Here is a 13,855-nt window from a genome sequence, read left to right as displayed (position 1 = left end):
GGGCGAGTGAATCCTGGGCACCTCGGGCACCCGGTATTCTTATTGACGAAACAAACGCCGTTTAGTTAAGTGACGTCGTCACTATTCGGCGTATCTGTTGGCACTGCTGCTCGCTAAACGCCACGGCATAGCGACTTTCTCCGACGTCTTCCCCCATGATCTGCAGCGCTTTTTTGACTGCGGCAGGCGAAAACGCCACGTTGTAAAGCACGGTACGAAGCTGGGTGACGCGCTCCTGCGCCAGACGAGAACCGTCAATATCACCCGCGTTAAAGCGTGACCAGATGGCGTTGATGGCCTCCGGCGCCACGTTCGCCAGCCCGGAAATACAGGCCGAACATCCGTCGACGAAGCCCTGATGGATAAGCGAATCCGGGCCGTTCAGCACGTCGAATCCGCCAATGTCGCTCACCGCATTGAGGAATCCGCTCAGGCTCTCGTAACTTCCGGCACTGTCTTTAATTCCGATAATGTTAGGATGTTCAGCCAGCGCGCGTGCGGTAGCGGGCTCAATGGTGTTGCCGGTACGCGCCGGAATGTTGTACAGAAATACCGGGACGGCTAGCGCGTCGGCGATAGCGGTGTAATGTGAGACGAGTTCAGCCTGCTTCAGCGGAACGAAGTAAGGGGTAATGACGGAAACGGCGTCGACGCCCAGCGAGGCGATCTGTTTTCCGAGGCGGATGGTTTCACGGGTCGAGATTTCCCCAATGTGCGCCACTACCGGGGCTCGCCCGGCAACCGTTTCCACACAGGTACGGGTAACGGCGATTTTTTCTTCTTCGTTCAGCACGAAGAACTCGCCGTTTGTGCCGCCGCAGAAGATGCCGTTACCAGCATTAAGTTGACGATCGATCTGTAGTTTAAGGCCCGGTAGGTTCAGCGCGCCTTCCGTATCAAAGGGGGTCACGATGGCCGTCAGTACGCCCCTGATGTTGTTATGCATGATTCACTCCCTGGCTATTCATGTTGGGAAACAGTGTCCGGTAAATCGCCTGCACCTCGTCGTGGTTGACCTGACAAGGGGCGTTGTTCATTAGCCGCTTAACGTTAAGGGCCGCATCGCTCAGGGAGGGGACGTCGTCGCGCGGTACGCCCAGCGCCTCCAGGTTGTCCGGCAGGTTGAGCCTTCGAACCAGCGCGGCAAAGTAGTCCACCAGCGCGTGGGATTTTTCTTCGTCTGACAGCGCCGTATCCGCACCGGGCACCAAATCCCATACCTGTGCAAATTTCTTCAGGCAGTGGGGCCGAACCGCTCGCATGCAGGGGGCCAGCAGAATGGCGTTAGCGACGCCGTGCGGCAGGTGATATTTACCGCCAAGCGGATAGGAAAGGGCGTGAACCAGGTGCGTGCCTGCATGCGCAATGGCAACCCCGCCGTAGTAAGAGGCCCACAGCATCTCCAGCTTCGCCAGCAGATTTCCCGGTTCGGCGCAGGCCGTTTCAATGTTGTTCAGCAGCTTAGCCAGTCCCGTTAGCGCGGCGTTATCGCTGACCGGGTTGGCGACCGTTGAGGTGAAACACTCAATCAGATGACACAACGCATCAATCCCGGTAGATGAGGCAATATGCGCGGGCATGCTGGTGGTCAGCTCCGGCAGCAGGGCGACGTAATCGGGCAGCAGCACGGGGGAGATAATGCCCACTTTCGTGTTTTGCTCCGGAATCGCCAGAATGGCATTCGGCGTCGCTTCCGAGCCGGTTCCGGCAGTGGCCGGGAGCAGCAGAGAGGGGATGCGTGCCTCAGGTTTTATGCCCGCCAGAAGGTTATCCAGCCCCGGCGACAGCGGATGACACAGCACTGAGAGCAGTTTGGCCACATCCAGTACGCTACCGCCACCGATCCCCACGACAAGCCCAAACGTCCTGTTTAACCCCGCGAGCAGCTGGCTGACATCGTGGTGGGAGGGTTCAGGCGGCACGCTGTCAATAATCGTGACGCGACGATCGTCCTCTTCGAGGAGCGCGCGGATCTGCTTTGCTGCCTCCAGACGCGCAATGTTGCCGTCCGTCACCAGCAGCAGCTGCGTTTTATCAGTGAGTAACGGCCTGATGGCGGCGATGGCATTCGCGCCGCTAATAATGGTGCTGTTGATCGTAACCACGCTTTTCTCCTGTCTCTGTGCCCATGATTGATTTCGCTCAAATAAGACGCTTCATGGTCATCGTGTGGCTAAATTTATAATTTATTCGCAAACTGATTAACTTGATCTTGCTCACATATAATCAATCGTGATTGAATATAATCATTAACAGGAAAGGCGAACCCGGAGTGGGGATGAAAGTGAACAATCTGTACAGAGAGGTCGTGGTCGTCGCAGATGACTTTACCGGTGCTAACGATGCCGGCGTCAGCCTGGCGCTGTGCGGCAAAAAAGTCAGCGTGGCGTTTCATACACCTTTTACCCAGACGACCGATGCGCTGATCGTCAATACCGATTCCCGGGCGCTGTCGGCATGGGAGGCGGCCGAAAAGGTGGCCGCACTCGGGGCCGATGTCGCGAATGCCCGCTGGCTCATCAAAAAAATGGATTCGACGCTGCGCGGCAACGCGGGGGCTGAGTCACAGGCCCTGAAGACATTAAGCGGCAAACGCCAGGTGATTGTTGCCCCGGCATACCCCGCGGCAGGGCGGATCACGCGGCAAGGCAGGTGTCTGGTAAACGGCATTCCGGTGGACGAAACCGAATTTGCCAGCGATCCCAAAACGCCCGTTCCGTCTGCCGCGATTGCTGACCTTTTTCGCGACGTGAGCGGTAAAAACGTGACCGCGGAGACGCTGGCAGCCGAACTGGCGCAGGGAACGGAGTGGATCTTCGTTGATGCGCAGACCGACGAGGAGCTGGACGCCATTATCGCAGCAGCAATGACCTGCGCACAGATGCCGCTGCTGGTGGGCTCTGCCGGGCTATGCGATGCGCTGGCCCGTCATCTGGCCCCGGCGCGACGCAAGCAACTATTGGCCGTGGTGGGGTCGATGAGTGAGATCGCTCAACGCCAGGTCGCACTGGCCACAAATGCTTCCGGCGTCTCGTCGGTATTCATTGATGTGAATGACGTTTTGCGCGGCGTTACGGCCGGGTATCTCGCCCGGATCGCGCAGGTGCTACAGGCTGGGCATCACTGCATTGTTCATACCTGCGCGGGCAACGATGCTCGACATCAGGTCGAACAACTCTGTCGGCAGCATCACGTCACCCGGGCTGGCCTGGGCGAAAAAATCTGTACGTTTTTGGGCGAACTGACCCGACAGGTGCTTGCGGTGCACGAGCCGGAAGCGCTGTACGTCTCCGGTGGCGATGTGGCGATGGCCGTTGCGAAGGCACTGGATGCTCGGGGGTTTGAAATTACCGGATGCGTCGCACAGTGCGTGCCGGTCGGAAAATTTCTGGGTTGCGGCTGGCAGCAGCCGGTAATGACCAAAGCAGGGGGCTTCGGAAAGGAAGAGACGCTGCTTGAGGTTCTGCATTTTATCGAGGAGAGACTGAGTGACTAAAATCATTGCTGTAACCATGGGTGACCCGGCTGGCATTGGCCCGGAAATCATTATCAAATCCCTCACCGAAGGCGAGCTTTCAGGGGCGCCTGTTGTTGTCGTGGGCTGCGCCAGAACGCTGCAGCGGGTGCTGGATAAAGGGATCGCCGGGCGGGCGGATATACGTCTTATCGATGCGGTGAGCGACGCGAAATTTGCCCCTGGCGTGATTAACGTGCTGGACGAACCGCTGGCCGATCCTGATGCGTTAAAGCCGGGTGTCGTTCAGGCGGCTGCAGGGGATCTGGCCTATCGCTGCGTGAGGCGAGCCACCGAGCTGGCGATGGCGGGCAAGGTGAAGGCTATCGCGACGGCTCCACTGAATAAAGAGGCTCTGCATCTCGCCGGTCATCTCTATCCGGGCCACACAGAGCTGCTGGCGCATCTGACCGACAGCAAAGATTACGCCATGGTGCTGTATACGGATAAGCTGAAGGTGATCCACATCACCACCCACATTGCGCTGCGCAAATTCCTTGATACGCTCAATCAGGATCGGGTAAAAACCGTGATTGGTATTGCAGATAGCTTCCTGAAACGCGTCGGGTTCGCGCATCCTCGCATTGCCGTTGCCGGTGTAAACCCGCATGCGGGTGAGAATGGCCTGTTTGGTGACGAAGAGATCAAAATTGTCGGCCCGGCCGTTGAGGCAATGAAAGCGCAAGGGTTAAACGTCACCGGACCGTGTCCACCGGATACGGTGTTTATGCAATGCCACGAAGGAATGTATGACATGGTCGTTGCGATGTATCACGATCAGGGGCATATTCCGCTAAAATTGCTCGGCTTTTATGACGGGGTGAATATCACCGCCGGGTTGCCGTTTATCCGTACCTCTGCAGACCACGGAACCGCGTTCGATATTGCCTGGACCGGTAAAGCGAAGTCTGAGAGCATGACGGTGTCTATCCAGTTGGCTATGCAAATTACACGGGAATGATATGAAGGGATATAACCGGTTAGAGCAGATAATGGATTACCTGAAGGGGCATAATCTGGTGACGGTGGATCAGCTGGTGGCAATTACCGATGCCTCTCCGGCAACGATCCGCAGGGATTTGATTAAGCTCGATCAGGAAGGTGTGATTAGCCGTACCCATGGCGGCGTCACCCTTAACCGGTTTATTCCTTCCCAGCCCACGACGCATGAAAAAATGCAGCGCAGTCTGGCGGAAAAACACGCTATCGCCAGCGCGGCAGCGAGCTTTGTTAAAGCAGGGGACGCCATTGTGCTGGATGCCGGTACCACGATGATTGAACTCGCTCGTCAGCTGACGCATCTTCCGCTTCGCGTGATCACCAGCGATTTGCACATTGCGCTGTTTCTCTCGGAATTCCGACAGATTGAAGTAACCATTATCGGCGGGCGTATCGATGATTCGAGCCAGTCCTGCATCGGTGAACACGGCCGTCGCCTGCTGCAAAACGTCTGGCCGGACGTGGCTTTTGTCAGCTGTAACGGATGGGATATCACCCGCGGCATAACCTCGCCGACGGAAGAGAAGGCCGCGCTGAAGCGCGATTTAATTGCCAACGCTAAACGCCGCGTGCTGCTGGCGGACAGCTCCAAATATGGCGCCTGGTCACTGTTTAACGTAGCACATCTTCATACCCTGACGGATATCGTGACCGACAGCAGGCTCGATGAGACGACACAGGCCGAGCTGAGGGCGTTAGATGTCCAGCTGACGCTCGCGTCATGACATAAGTTAATACTATGTAGCACCCCGGCAGGCCTGAGCTATGTTGAAATTTAGCCTCACATAAAAAGCAAGGAGCCTGCCATGTATTCCATTACCTCTGAATCTGCACGTCATCCGGACATTCTCAACCTGATCGCGGCGCTTGACCGCTATCAGAGCGAGCTCTATCCCGCCGAAAGCAATCATCTGCTCGACCTCGCTGCGCTGCCTGAAACATCGCTTATCCTGATGGTCATTCGCGACCAGCAGCTGCACGCCGTGGGCTGCGGAGCCATCGTGCTCAACGGTGACGGAACGGGGGAGATGAAACGGGTCTATATCGATCCGGCCCATCGCGGGCAGCATCTCGGCGAGACGCTGCTGGCCGCCCTGGAAGATGAAGCCCTGAGCCGTCATTGCCATACCGTAAGGCTGGAGACGGGAATCAAACAGCGCGCAGCGGTTCGTCTGTATGAGCAGTGCGGGTACGATTTGCGTCCGGCGTTTGCCCCGTACGCTGAGGACCCGCTCAGCCTGTTTATGGAGAAGGCGCTGGTTGAAGACGTTCGTTTAGCAGCGCTATAAAGGCTTCCAGCTGGCGGGTCATCGCCCCGCGTCGCCACACCAGCCAGGTAGTGAGCCAGCGCCAGTTTTCCGCCAGCGGCCAGGCTTCAACCTGATGATGTCCCGGCATACTCTCCAGCATCGAGCGCGGCATCAGCGCGATGCCCGCGCCCGCAATGACGCAGGCCAGCATGCCGTGATAGGACTCCATCTCATGAATGCGGCCGGGCGTGGCTCTGTCCGCATGAAACCAGCTTTCAAGGTGTCGGCGGTACGAGCAGTTCGCGCGAAAGGCATAAACGTCGCTGCCGCTGACCTGCGTGGCGCGCGTCACCTCCGCATGCCCGGCAGGCGTGACCAGCATCATCTCTTCCCTGTAGACCGGCATGCCCTCCAGCTCCGGGTGTGACAGGGGGCCGTCGACAAAGGCGGCGCTTAGCGTTCCCTCCTGTACCCCATCAATCATTGTCCCGGACGGCCCGGTAGAAAGGGCAAACTGGATGCGCGGATAGCGCTGGTTAAACTGCGCCAGCGTTTCAGGAATGCGCACCGCGGCGGTGCTTTCCAGCGCGCCGAGGGCAAATAACCCCTGCGGCTCATCACCCGCGACGACCATGCGCGCTTCATCCACCAGGGCGAGGATCTGCCTGCTGTAGCGCAGGAAGTTATGCCCGGCGGGGGATAAGCGCAAACGCTGGTTCTCACGAATAAACAGCTCAACGCCAAGATCGGCTTCCAGCTGGCGGATGCGGGTCGTCAGGTTGGATGGCACGCGATGCACCTTCTGCGCCGCCTGGGTAATGCTGCCCGTCAGCGCGACGGCGTTAAACATTTCAAGCTGGGTTAAGTCCATAGCATTCTCGTTTCGTGAATAAGGTGGTTAGTATTATTCATTTTTAAGAAATAGCAGAGTGAGCCACAATGAATCAACCGAAATGCGTGGAGAACATCATGAAATATTCATCTGCTACACATGCCCTCTCTGTTAACCCGGCAACGGGAGAAACCCTCGCTGCGTATCCCTGGGCGACGCCGGAAGAGGTTGAACGCGCGATTGCTCAGTCTGACGCGGGGTATCGCCAGTGGCGACGAGAAAGCGTGTCCCACCGGGCGCAGAAGCTCCGGGATCTCGGCGCCGCGCTGCGAAACCGCGCGGAAGAGATGGCGCAGATTATCTCCCGTGAAATGGGGAAACCCATCCTGCAGGCGCGGGCGGAAGTGGCAAAATCCGCCGGTCTGTGCGACTGGTATGCCGAGCACGGCCCGGCGATGCTGCGTGCGGAGCCTACGCTGGTGGAAAACCACAACGCGGTCATTGAATACCGTCCGCTGGGGCCGATTCTCGCGGTGATGCCGTGGAACTTCCCGCTCTGGCAGGTGCTGCGCGGCGCGGTGCCGATCCTGCTGGCAGGTAACAGCTATCTGCTTAAGCATGCGCCAAACGTGCTCGGCTCTGCGGATCTTATTGGGCAGATCTTTGCGGATGCCGGTTTCCCTGAAGGTGTATTCGGCTGGGTGAACGCCACCAATGACGGCGTAAGCCAGGCGATTAACGATCGCCGTATTGCGGCCGTGACCGTCACCGGCAGCGTGCGTGCCGGTGCGGCCATCGGTGCGCAGGCGGGAGCCGCGCTGAAAAAATGCGTTCTTGAGCTGGGTGGCTCCGACCCGTTTATCGTCCTCAACGATGCCGACCTGGACCTTGCCGTGAAGGCGGCGGTGGCGGGTCGCTACCAGAATACCGGGCAGGTGTGCGCGGCTGCGAAACGTTTTATCGTCGAGGAGGGTATCGCAGAGACCTTTACCCGGCGTTTTGTCGAGGCCGTTTCTGCGCTTAAGCTGGGCGCACCGGATCGGGAAGAGAACTTTATTGGCCCGATGGCGCGTTTTGACCTGCGCGACGAACTGCATCAGCAGGTGCAGGCCACTCTGGCCGAAGGGGCAACGCTGCTGCTGGGCGGAGAGAAGATCGTCGGAGAGGGCAATTACTACGCGCCAACCGTGCTGTCGAACGTCACCCCGTCGATGACGGCGTTCCGTCAGGAACTGTTTGGTCCGGTCGCGGCCGTTACTGTTGCGAAAGACGCGGAGCACGCCCTGACGCTTGCCAACGACAGCGACTTTGGCCTGTCTGCCACCGTCTTCACCGCTGACGCAGCGCTGGCGGATAAATTCTCCCGCCAACTGGAGTGCGGCGGCGTGTTTATCAACGGCTTTAGCGCCAGCGATGCGCGCGTGGCCTTCGGCGGCGTTAAGAAAAGCGGCTTCGGCCGCGAGCTTTCCCACTTTGGGCTGCACGAGTTCTGCAACGTGCAGACGGTCTGGAAGGATCGCGTGTAATTTATCGCCCGCCTGTGATTTCGGCCCTCATCACGAGGGCCGTTGTCATTTATCTGCAATGGTTCTGTCATTTTCATTTCGTAGACTCGCACGCGTCTAACGCATTGATAATGAAGATAATTATGAACCTAACGCAAATTTTTCGCCGTATTGCGCAGCGTCTCACCCCTCGTCACTTTGGCCTGCTGACGGGTATCTTTTGCATTATAGGCCTTTTCTCCGCGCTGCAGCTCTCCTCATCATTTCTGCTTAACGCCTCCCTGAACGACGCCCAGCGTAACGAGCAGCAAAACCTGCTGGCCTGGCAGCAGCAGAGCAAGCTGGATCTGGCCCGCGTTTCCCTGCTGGCGGCAAGCGACCTGCTTAACCGGTCCGGCGTCTGGTTTATGCAGGATAAAGAGACCGGTTCAGACGGAAGCTGGCATAGCCTGATGGACGATGCGCAAAAGGCGCTGACGGTTTCTCAGCAGGCGTGGAAGGCCTGGCTGGCGCTCAATCCGCCGAAAGACGATGCCCTGGTGAACAGCTATCAGCTTTTCTACGGCGCGATCAAAGAGCAGGCAGACGGGCTTCTCAAGACCAATACCATCGACGCTTTTTTTGCCGTACCGGCCCAGGCGTTTCAGTCTGATTTTAACGACAACTATGCGCGCTATCAGCAGGCAAGCGAGAAGCAGGCCATGCAGGGGCGCCAGAGCTTAATGGCACAGCTCTCCGGCCTGCAAACGTTGTTCCTGTTTGCGCCGGTACTGCTGCTCGCCATCGCGGTTGCCGTCTGGTTCGGCATGTCCAGATGGGTGATTTCGCCGCTGCGTCGGTTGATTGCGCATATTAACCGGCTGGCGGCAGGGGATCTCTCCGGCACGCCGCCGGACGTCATGCGCTTCAACCGGGAGATAGGGCAGCTTAGCGACAGTATTGCGACGATGCAGCACGGTCTGCAGCAGCTGGTGACCCAGGTCAGCCATGCCACTGCCACCATGGTGGAGAACATTGGCTCCCTGGCGGAGGGTAACCAGAAGCTGTATCAGCAGTCAGCGCGCCAGGCGAAAGAGCTTGAGGATGTGACGGCGCATATTGCATCGCTGGAAAGCCATGTGGAAGGGAATACCGGCTATGCCAGGCTCGCCAGCTCGCGGGCCGATGAAGCGCGCCTGGCAGCCGTGGGCGGCGACCAGATGATGTCTACCGTGAATGCGTCCATGCAGGCGATCGTCGACCGATCTTCTGAGATGCGCGGGATCGTGGCGATGATCGACAGCGTGGCGTTTCAGACCAACATCCTGGCGCTGAATGCGGCCATCGAGGCGGCCCATGCCGGAAACCAGGGGCGCGGCTTTGCCGTCGTCGCGCGGGAAGTCGGGCTTTTGGCCAGAAAAAGCAGCCACTCGACGCAGACCATTCAGGAGCTTATTAACCGCTCGCTGCAGGGCATTGAAGACGGTTCGCGTGCTGTTACCCTGATGGAAGAGAATCTGCAGCAGTTCACCGGTCTGGTGGGCAATTTAAGCAGTTTGCTGAATGAGATCTCCACCGCCACGCTCAGTCAGGGAGAGAGTATTCACCAGATGACGCGTCAGCTTCAGGCGCTGAATCAGGTCTCCCGGCAGACGGATCTGCTGGTCTCTGACGCCTCGGATGCCTCTGAGCGGCTGCAAAAGCAATCCGATCTTTTATTGCAGGCCGTTTCGCGTTTTCGTCTTAGCGCCTGACGCAATACATAAGCCTCTGTTATACTCGCAGCCCGTTTTAGCCTGAGGGCAAGGAGCAAAGTGTGGCTGCGGTCATCCATAATGAGATGTTGGACGAGATTCTGGCGCAGGTTCGTCCGTTAATTGGAAAGGGGAAGGTTGCCGATTATATACCGGCCCTTGCCTCGGTGAGCGGGAATAAGCTGGGGATTGCTATCTGTACCATCGACGGACAGCGATACCAGGCAGGCGATGCAACGGAACGTTTTTCCATTCAGTCCATCTCGAAAGTGCTGAGTCTGGTGGCGGCGATGCGCCAGTATGATGAAGACGAGATCTGGGAGCGTGTCGGTAAAGATCCTTCCGGCCAGCCTTTTAACTCGCTGCTTCAGCTTGAGATTGAACAGGGTAAACCGCGAAATCCCTTTATCAATGCCGGGGCGCTGGTGGTCTGCGATATGCTGCAAAGCCGCCTCAGCGCACCGCGCCAGAGAATGCTTGAGATTGTTCGCCAGCTCTCGGGCGTTGACGATATTGCCTATGATGCGGTGGTGGCACGCTCGGAGTTTGAACACTCCGCCCGTAACGCGGCTATCGCGTGGCTGATGAAATCCTTCGGTAATTTCCACAACGACGTGGCGACCGTGCTGCAAAACTACTTCCATTACTGCGCCCTGAAAATGAGCTGCGTTGAGCTGGCTCAGACGTTCCTGTTCCTTGCGCATCAGGGGCACGCGCCGCATCTCGACCAGGAGGTGGTTTCTCCGCTGCAGGCCCGGCAGGTTAACGCGCTGATGGCCACCAGCGGGATGTATCAAAACGCCGGTGAGTTTGCCTGGCGCGTTGGGCTTCCGGCTAAATCTGGCGTCGGCGGCGGGGTCGTGGCGATTGTGCCGCATGAAATGGCGATAGCCGTCTGGAGCCCGGAGCTGGATGAAACGGGAAATTCGCTTGCCGGCGTGGCGGTTCTGGAGAAACTGACCCAGCGTCTGGGACGTTCCGTATACTGATGTCCGATCTGGATCCTCTCTTTTCCCGCCTGGCGCGTTCGACATTTCGCTCGCGCTTTCGCTTAGGCGATAAGGAACGACAGTACTGCTGGGATAAAGGCCCCGAAACCATTGACCAGCATGCCGCGGATTTTGTCGAAAAGCGCCTTGCGCCCGCGCACCCTGCAAACGACGGTAAACAGACGCCTATGCGAGGCCACCCGGTGTTTATCGCCCAGCATGCCACCGCGACCTGTTGTCGGGGCTGTCTGGCGAAATGGCATAACATTCCACAGGGCGTAACGCTCACCGCGCCGCAACAAAATTATATCGTCAGCGTTATCCACCACTGGCTGGTGCTGCAGATGAACGCCTAAATTTGACGAGTTATGCTCCCGTGGTATTTGTGTTATAGATGCATCCCAAGTTAGTCCCGATCATGCTGACGACCGCAATAATTGCCATAAGCTTTCATATGGAATGATATTTAATGCGTTCTGCTCTTACCGCTTTCAGGCCGTTCCAGGTTGACACGCCGCTGCGAAATGCATCGACGATCTTCATCCTCACCACCTTATTCTATTTTGTGGGCGCGGAATTACGGCTCGTTGAGGCTCTGTCGCTGTTCTGGCCGCTGAACGGCGTCATGGCAGGAATTTTCGCCCGCTATGTTTACCTGAATCGCCTGCACTACTATGCGGTATGTTATGTCGCGATGCTGTTGTACGACGCGGTGACGACCAACTGGGGGATAGCCTCAGTGGTGATTAACCTGTCTAACATGATCTTTATCGTTGTCGTCGCCGTGCTGGTTCAGCGCGACAAGCGGCTGATGAAGAAAACCCCCGATCCGCTTAACGCATTACGCCTGTTTAACTACTGTCTGATTGCCGCGCTGCTTTGTGCCTTGCTGGGCGCGGTGGGGTCGGTCGGGATTGACAGTCACACCTTCTGGCCGCTGTTTGCCGACTGGTTTAGCGAGCAGTTCTCAACCGGCGTGCTTGTTGTGCCCTGTATGCTCACGTTGCGTATGCCCGGGCGTGAACTCAGGTTACGTCTGGAGCAGCTGCTGCCGGTAATTGCGCTGATCGTCTCGGTGGTCGCGTCGTTGGTGATTGGCGGCGCGGGGAGCCTCTCGTTTCCTCTGCCCGCGCTTATCTGGTGTGCGGTTCGTTACTCATTGCCTGCGACCTGTCTGCTGACGTTTATCACGGGTGCCACTGAGATCATTTTGGTTGCCAACTCGATCATTAATATTGCCGTGGCGACGCCGTTTACGACGCCAATGATGTTTTCAGCCCGGCTGGGCATCGCCACGATGGCGATCTGCCCGGTGATGGTCTCCGTCAGCATGGCGGCGATTAATTCCCTGATCCGTCAGGTTTCGCTGAGGGCGGATTATGACTTTTTAACGCACGTCTACTCGCGTTCCGGGCTTTACGAGGCGTTAAAGCATGAAGAGACGTACCGGCATACACGTTTTCTGACCGTCATGCTGCTGGATATTGATTACTTTAAAAGCATTAATGATAACTACGGCCACGAGTGCGGAGACCGCGTGCTGGCCTCGTTTGCCCGACAGGTTCAGCAGGTGGTTGGCGAAGACGGCATGGTGGCGCGCATGGGCGGGGAAGAGTTCGCTGTGGTGGTCAATTCAGGCGACGCGCAGCACGGTTTTGAACTGGCTGAACGTATCCGGTCCACCGTTGCCAGCCATCCTTTTACATGGCGTCAACAGACGCTCTTTCTGACGGTCAGCATTGGCCTCGGAAGTGGAAAGGCTGAGTCGTGGCAGTTGACCGAGGTCTTCAACAAGCTCATGGCCGAAGCGGACGATCATCTCTATCGTTCAAAAAAAGCGGGTCGAAACCGCACCAGCGCCCGGGTGGCCGACGAGCAAATTGCCGCGCCCTCCGGGAGTGAAACATAGCTGCGTTAATCGTCATAAGGCATTGACGTGAATAGTAAGCGGCTTAACAGGCTGTCAGAACACTGACAATGTCTCTGTTTAAGCTACGCTTTTAGTAACGCTTTACGTCAGGAGACATTATGAAAGCACCTGCAACCCCTGAAAATGAAACAGACAGACTCAACTCGCTACGAGAATCAGGTCTGCTTGAGATCGACAGTTCCCCGGCGTTTGACCGGCTAACGCGTCTGGCAAAACGCTTCTTCCAGGTGCCGCTGGCGATGGTCAATCTCATTGATGAGCATTCGCTAATCGTGAAGTCGGCCGACGGCCAGGCGCCCGGCACCGTTCCGCGTAACATCTCATTTTGTGGGCATACGATCCTCGCCGAAGCGCCGCTGGTGGTGGGGGATATGCTTCAGGACGATCGTTTTGCGGATAACCCGCTGGTGGCCGGTGAACCACGCGTGCGGTTTTACGCGGGCTTCCCGCTGCGCCTGCGTGACGGCGCTAGCGTTGGCTCGCTGTGCCTGATTGATTACGCTCCCCGGGAGTTTTCTGCCGCCGACCTCGCCGTGCTGGGAGATCTTGGCGCGCTGGCGGAAGATGAATTTGCTGCCATCAGCGCGGCGACCACGGATGAATTAACCGGGCTATTCAACCGTCGGGGCTTTAATCAACTCGTGCGCTTCACGCTTTCCGTTGCCCGGCGTCGCGCTGAGCCGCTCACGCTCGGCTGGCTGGATTTGGATCGCTTTAAGGAAATTAACGATCGCTTCGGGCATGAAGAGGGGGATAAGGCGCTGAAAGCCATGGCGCAACTGATGCGCGCCTCTTTCCGTGAAGCGGATCTGCTGGTTCGTTTTGGCGGGGACGAGTTCGCCGTGCTGTTCGCGGATACGGATGAGCAGGGCGCCTGGATTGCCATGCAGTATCTCGCCGAGCAGGTCGAAAGCTATAACGCCCGGAAGCTTCACCCCTGGTCGCTCCACTTCTCGTGGGGGCTAAGTGAATTCGATCATAACGGCAACGACCTGCAGCAGTGGTTAAAAGATGCCGATGAAAAGATGTATGCCATGAAGCAGCAGCGCCAGCGCGCCCGGTGACATAACAAAAGCCTATGTCCGATCCGTTTGCGTTAAGAA

General features: G+C 57.7%; 13 protein-coding genes. 10 read left to right on the top strand and 3 right to left on the bottom strand.

The window, feature by feature from the left end:
• Positions 1 to 61 precede the first annotated feature (61 nt).
• Positions 62 to 946: a dihydrodipicolinate synthase family protein gene (locus NQ230_RS11605; RefSeq protein WP_257257788.1), complete on the bottom strand. Its 885-nt coding sequence runs from the start codon at positions 944 to 946 to the stop codon at positions 62 to 64.
• The gene (locus NQ230_RS11600; RefSeq protein ID WP_257257787.1) at positions 939 to 2,105 is read right to left on the bottom strand and encodes an iron-containing alcohol dehydrogenase; all 1,167 of its coding nucleotides are present in this window, start codon (positions 2,103 to 2,105) and stop codon (positions 939 to 941) included. Before NQ230_RS11600 ends, NQ230_RS11605 begins: the two co-directional genes overlap by 8 nt.
• A gap of 173 nt (positions 2,106 to 2,278) precedes the next feature.
• On the opposite strand from NQ230_RS11600, the gene dtnK reads away from it, so the two are divergent.
• The 4 genes from dtnK (at position 2,279) to NQ230_RS11580 (ending at position 5,802) form a co-directional block, all read left to right on the top strand.
• Complete coding sequence (gene dtnK / locus NQ230_RS11595; protein WP_257257786.1) at positions 2,279 to 3,496, top strand: D-threonate kinase; 1,218 nt, start codon at positions 2,279 to 2,281, stop codon at positions 3,494 to 3,496.
• Positions 3,489 to 4,475 (top strand): D-threonate 4-phosphate dehydrogenase, encoded by a 987-nt coding sequence (locus tag NQ230_RS11590; protein ID WP_193939624.1) that lies wholly within the window; start codon positions 3,489 to 3,491, stop codon positions 4,473 to 4,475. The genes dtnK and NQ230_RS11590 overlap by 8 nt, the downstream gene beginning before the upstream one ends.
• 1 nt (position 4,476) lies before the next feature.
• The gene (locus tag NQ230_RS11585; protein ID WP_193939623.1) at positions 4,477 to 5,238 is read left to right on the top strand and encodes a DeoR/GlpR family DNA-binding transcription regulator; all 762 of its coding nucleotides are present in this window, start codon (positions 4,477 to 4,479) and stop codon (positions 5,236 to 5,238) included.
• An 81-nt stretch (positions 5,239 to 5,319) separates the two neighbouring features.
• A complete protein-coding gene (locus NQ230_RS11580; RefSeq protein ID WP_257257785.1) occupies positions 5,320 to 5,802 on the top strand; it encodes a GNAT family N-acetyltransferase in 483 nt (160 codons plus the stop codon).
• Here NQ230_RS11580 and ptrR read toward each other — a convergent pair.
• Entirely contained in the window at positions 5,756 to 6,634 is an 879-nt protein-coding gene (gene ptrR, locus NQ230_RS11575; protein ID WP_029741251.1) for a putrescine utilization regulator PtrR, read from the bottom strand. The two genes, NQ230_RS11580 and ptrR, sit on opposite strands and share 47 nt — an antisense overlap.
• Before the next feature lie 98 nt (positions 6,635 to 6,732).
• On the opposite strand from ptrR, the gene sad reads away from it, so the two are divergent.
• From sad to NQ230_RS11545, 6 genes are all read left to right on the top strand, one after another.
• Complete coding sequence (gene sad, locus NQ230_RS11570) at positions 6,733 to 8,121, top strand: succinate-semialdehyde dehydrogenase (protein WP_257257784.1); 1,389 nt, start codon at positions 6,733 to 6,735, stop codon at positions 8,119 to 8,121.
• Positions 8,122 to 8,243: 122 nt separating this feature from the next.
• The gene (locus NQ230_RS11565) at positions 8,244 to 9,833 is read left to right on the top strand and encodes a methyl-accepting chemotaxis protein (protein ID WP_257257783.1); all 1,590 of its coding nucleotides are present in this window, start codon (positions 8,244 to 8,246) and stop codon (positions 9,831 to 9,833) included.
• Positions 9,834 to 9,919: 86 nt separating this feature from the next.
• Entirely contained in the window at positions 9,920 to 10,822 is a 903-nt protein-coding gene (glsB, locus tag NQ230_RS11560) for a glutaminase B (protein ID WP_228057741.1), read from the top strand.
• Positions 10,822 to 11,178, top strand: a complete 357-nt coding sequence (locus NQ230_RS11555) for a DUF4186 domain-containing protein (RefSeq protein WP_063142784.1) — start codon at positions 10,822 to 10,824, stop codon at positions 11,176 to 11,178. Before glsB ends, NQ230_RS11555 begins: the two co-directional genes overlap by 1 nt.
• Before the next feature lie 113 nt (positions 11,179 to 11,291).
• Complete coding sequence (locus NQ230_RS11550) at positions 11,292 to 12,731, top strand: GGDEF domain-containing protein (RefSeq protein WP_257257782.1); 1,440 nt, start codon at positions 11,292 to 11,294, stop codon at positions 12,729 to 12,731.
• 119 nt (positions 12,732 to 12,850) lie between these two features.
• A complete protein-coding gene (locus NQ230_RS11545) occupies positions 12,851 to 13,816 on the top strand; it encodes a sensor domain-containing diguanylate cyclase (RefSeq protein WP_159514171.1) in 966 nt (321 codons plus the stop codon).
• Positions 13,817 to 13,855 lie beyond the last annotated feature (39 nt).

Source organism: Enterobacter asburiae (genome assembly GCF_024599655.1).
Lineage (GTDB): Bacteria > Pseudomonadota > Gammaproteobacteria > Enterobacterales > Enterobacteriaceae > Enterobacter > Enterobacter asburiae_D.
Note: the sequence above shows the minus strand (reverse complement) of the source record. Positions and strands in the feature narration are given on the sequence as shown.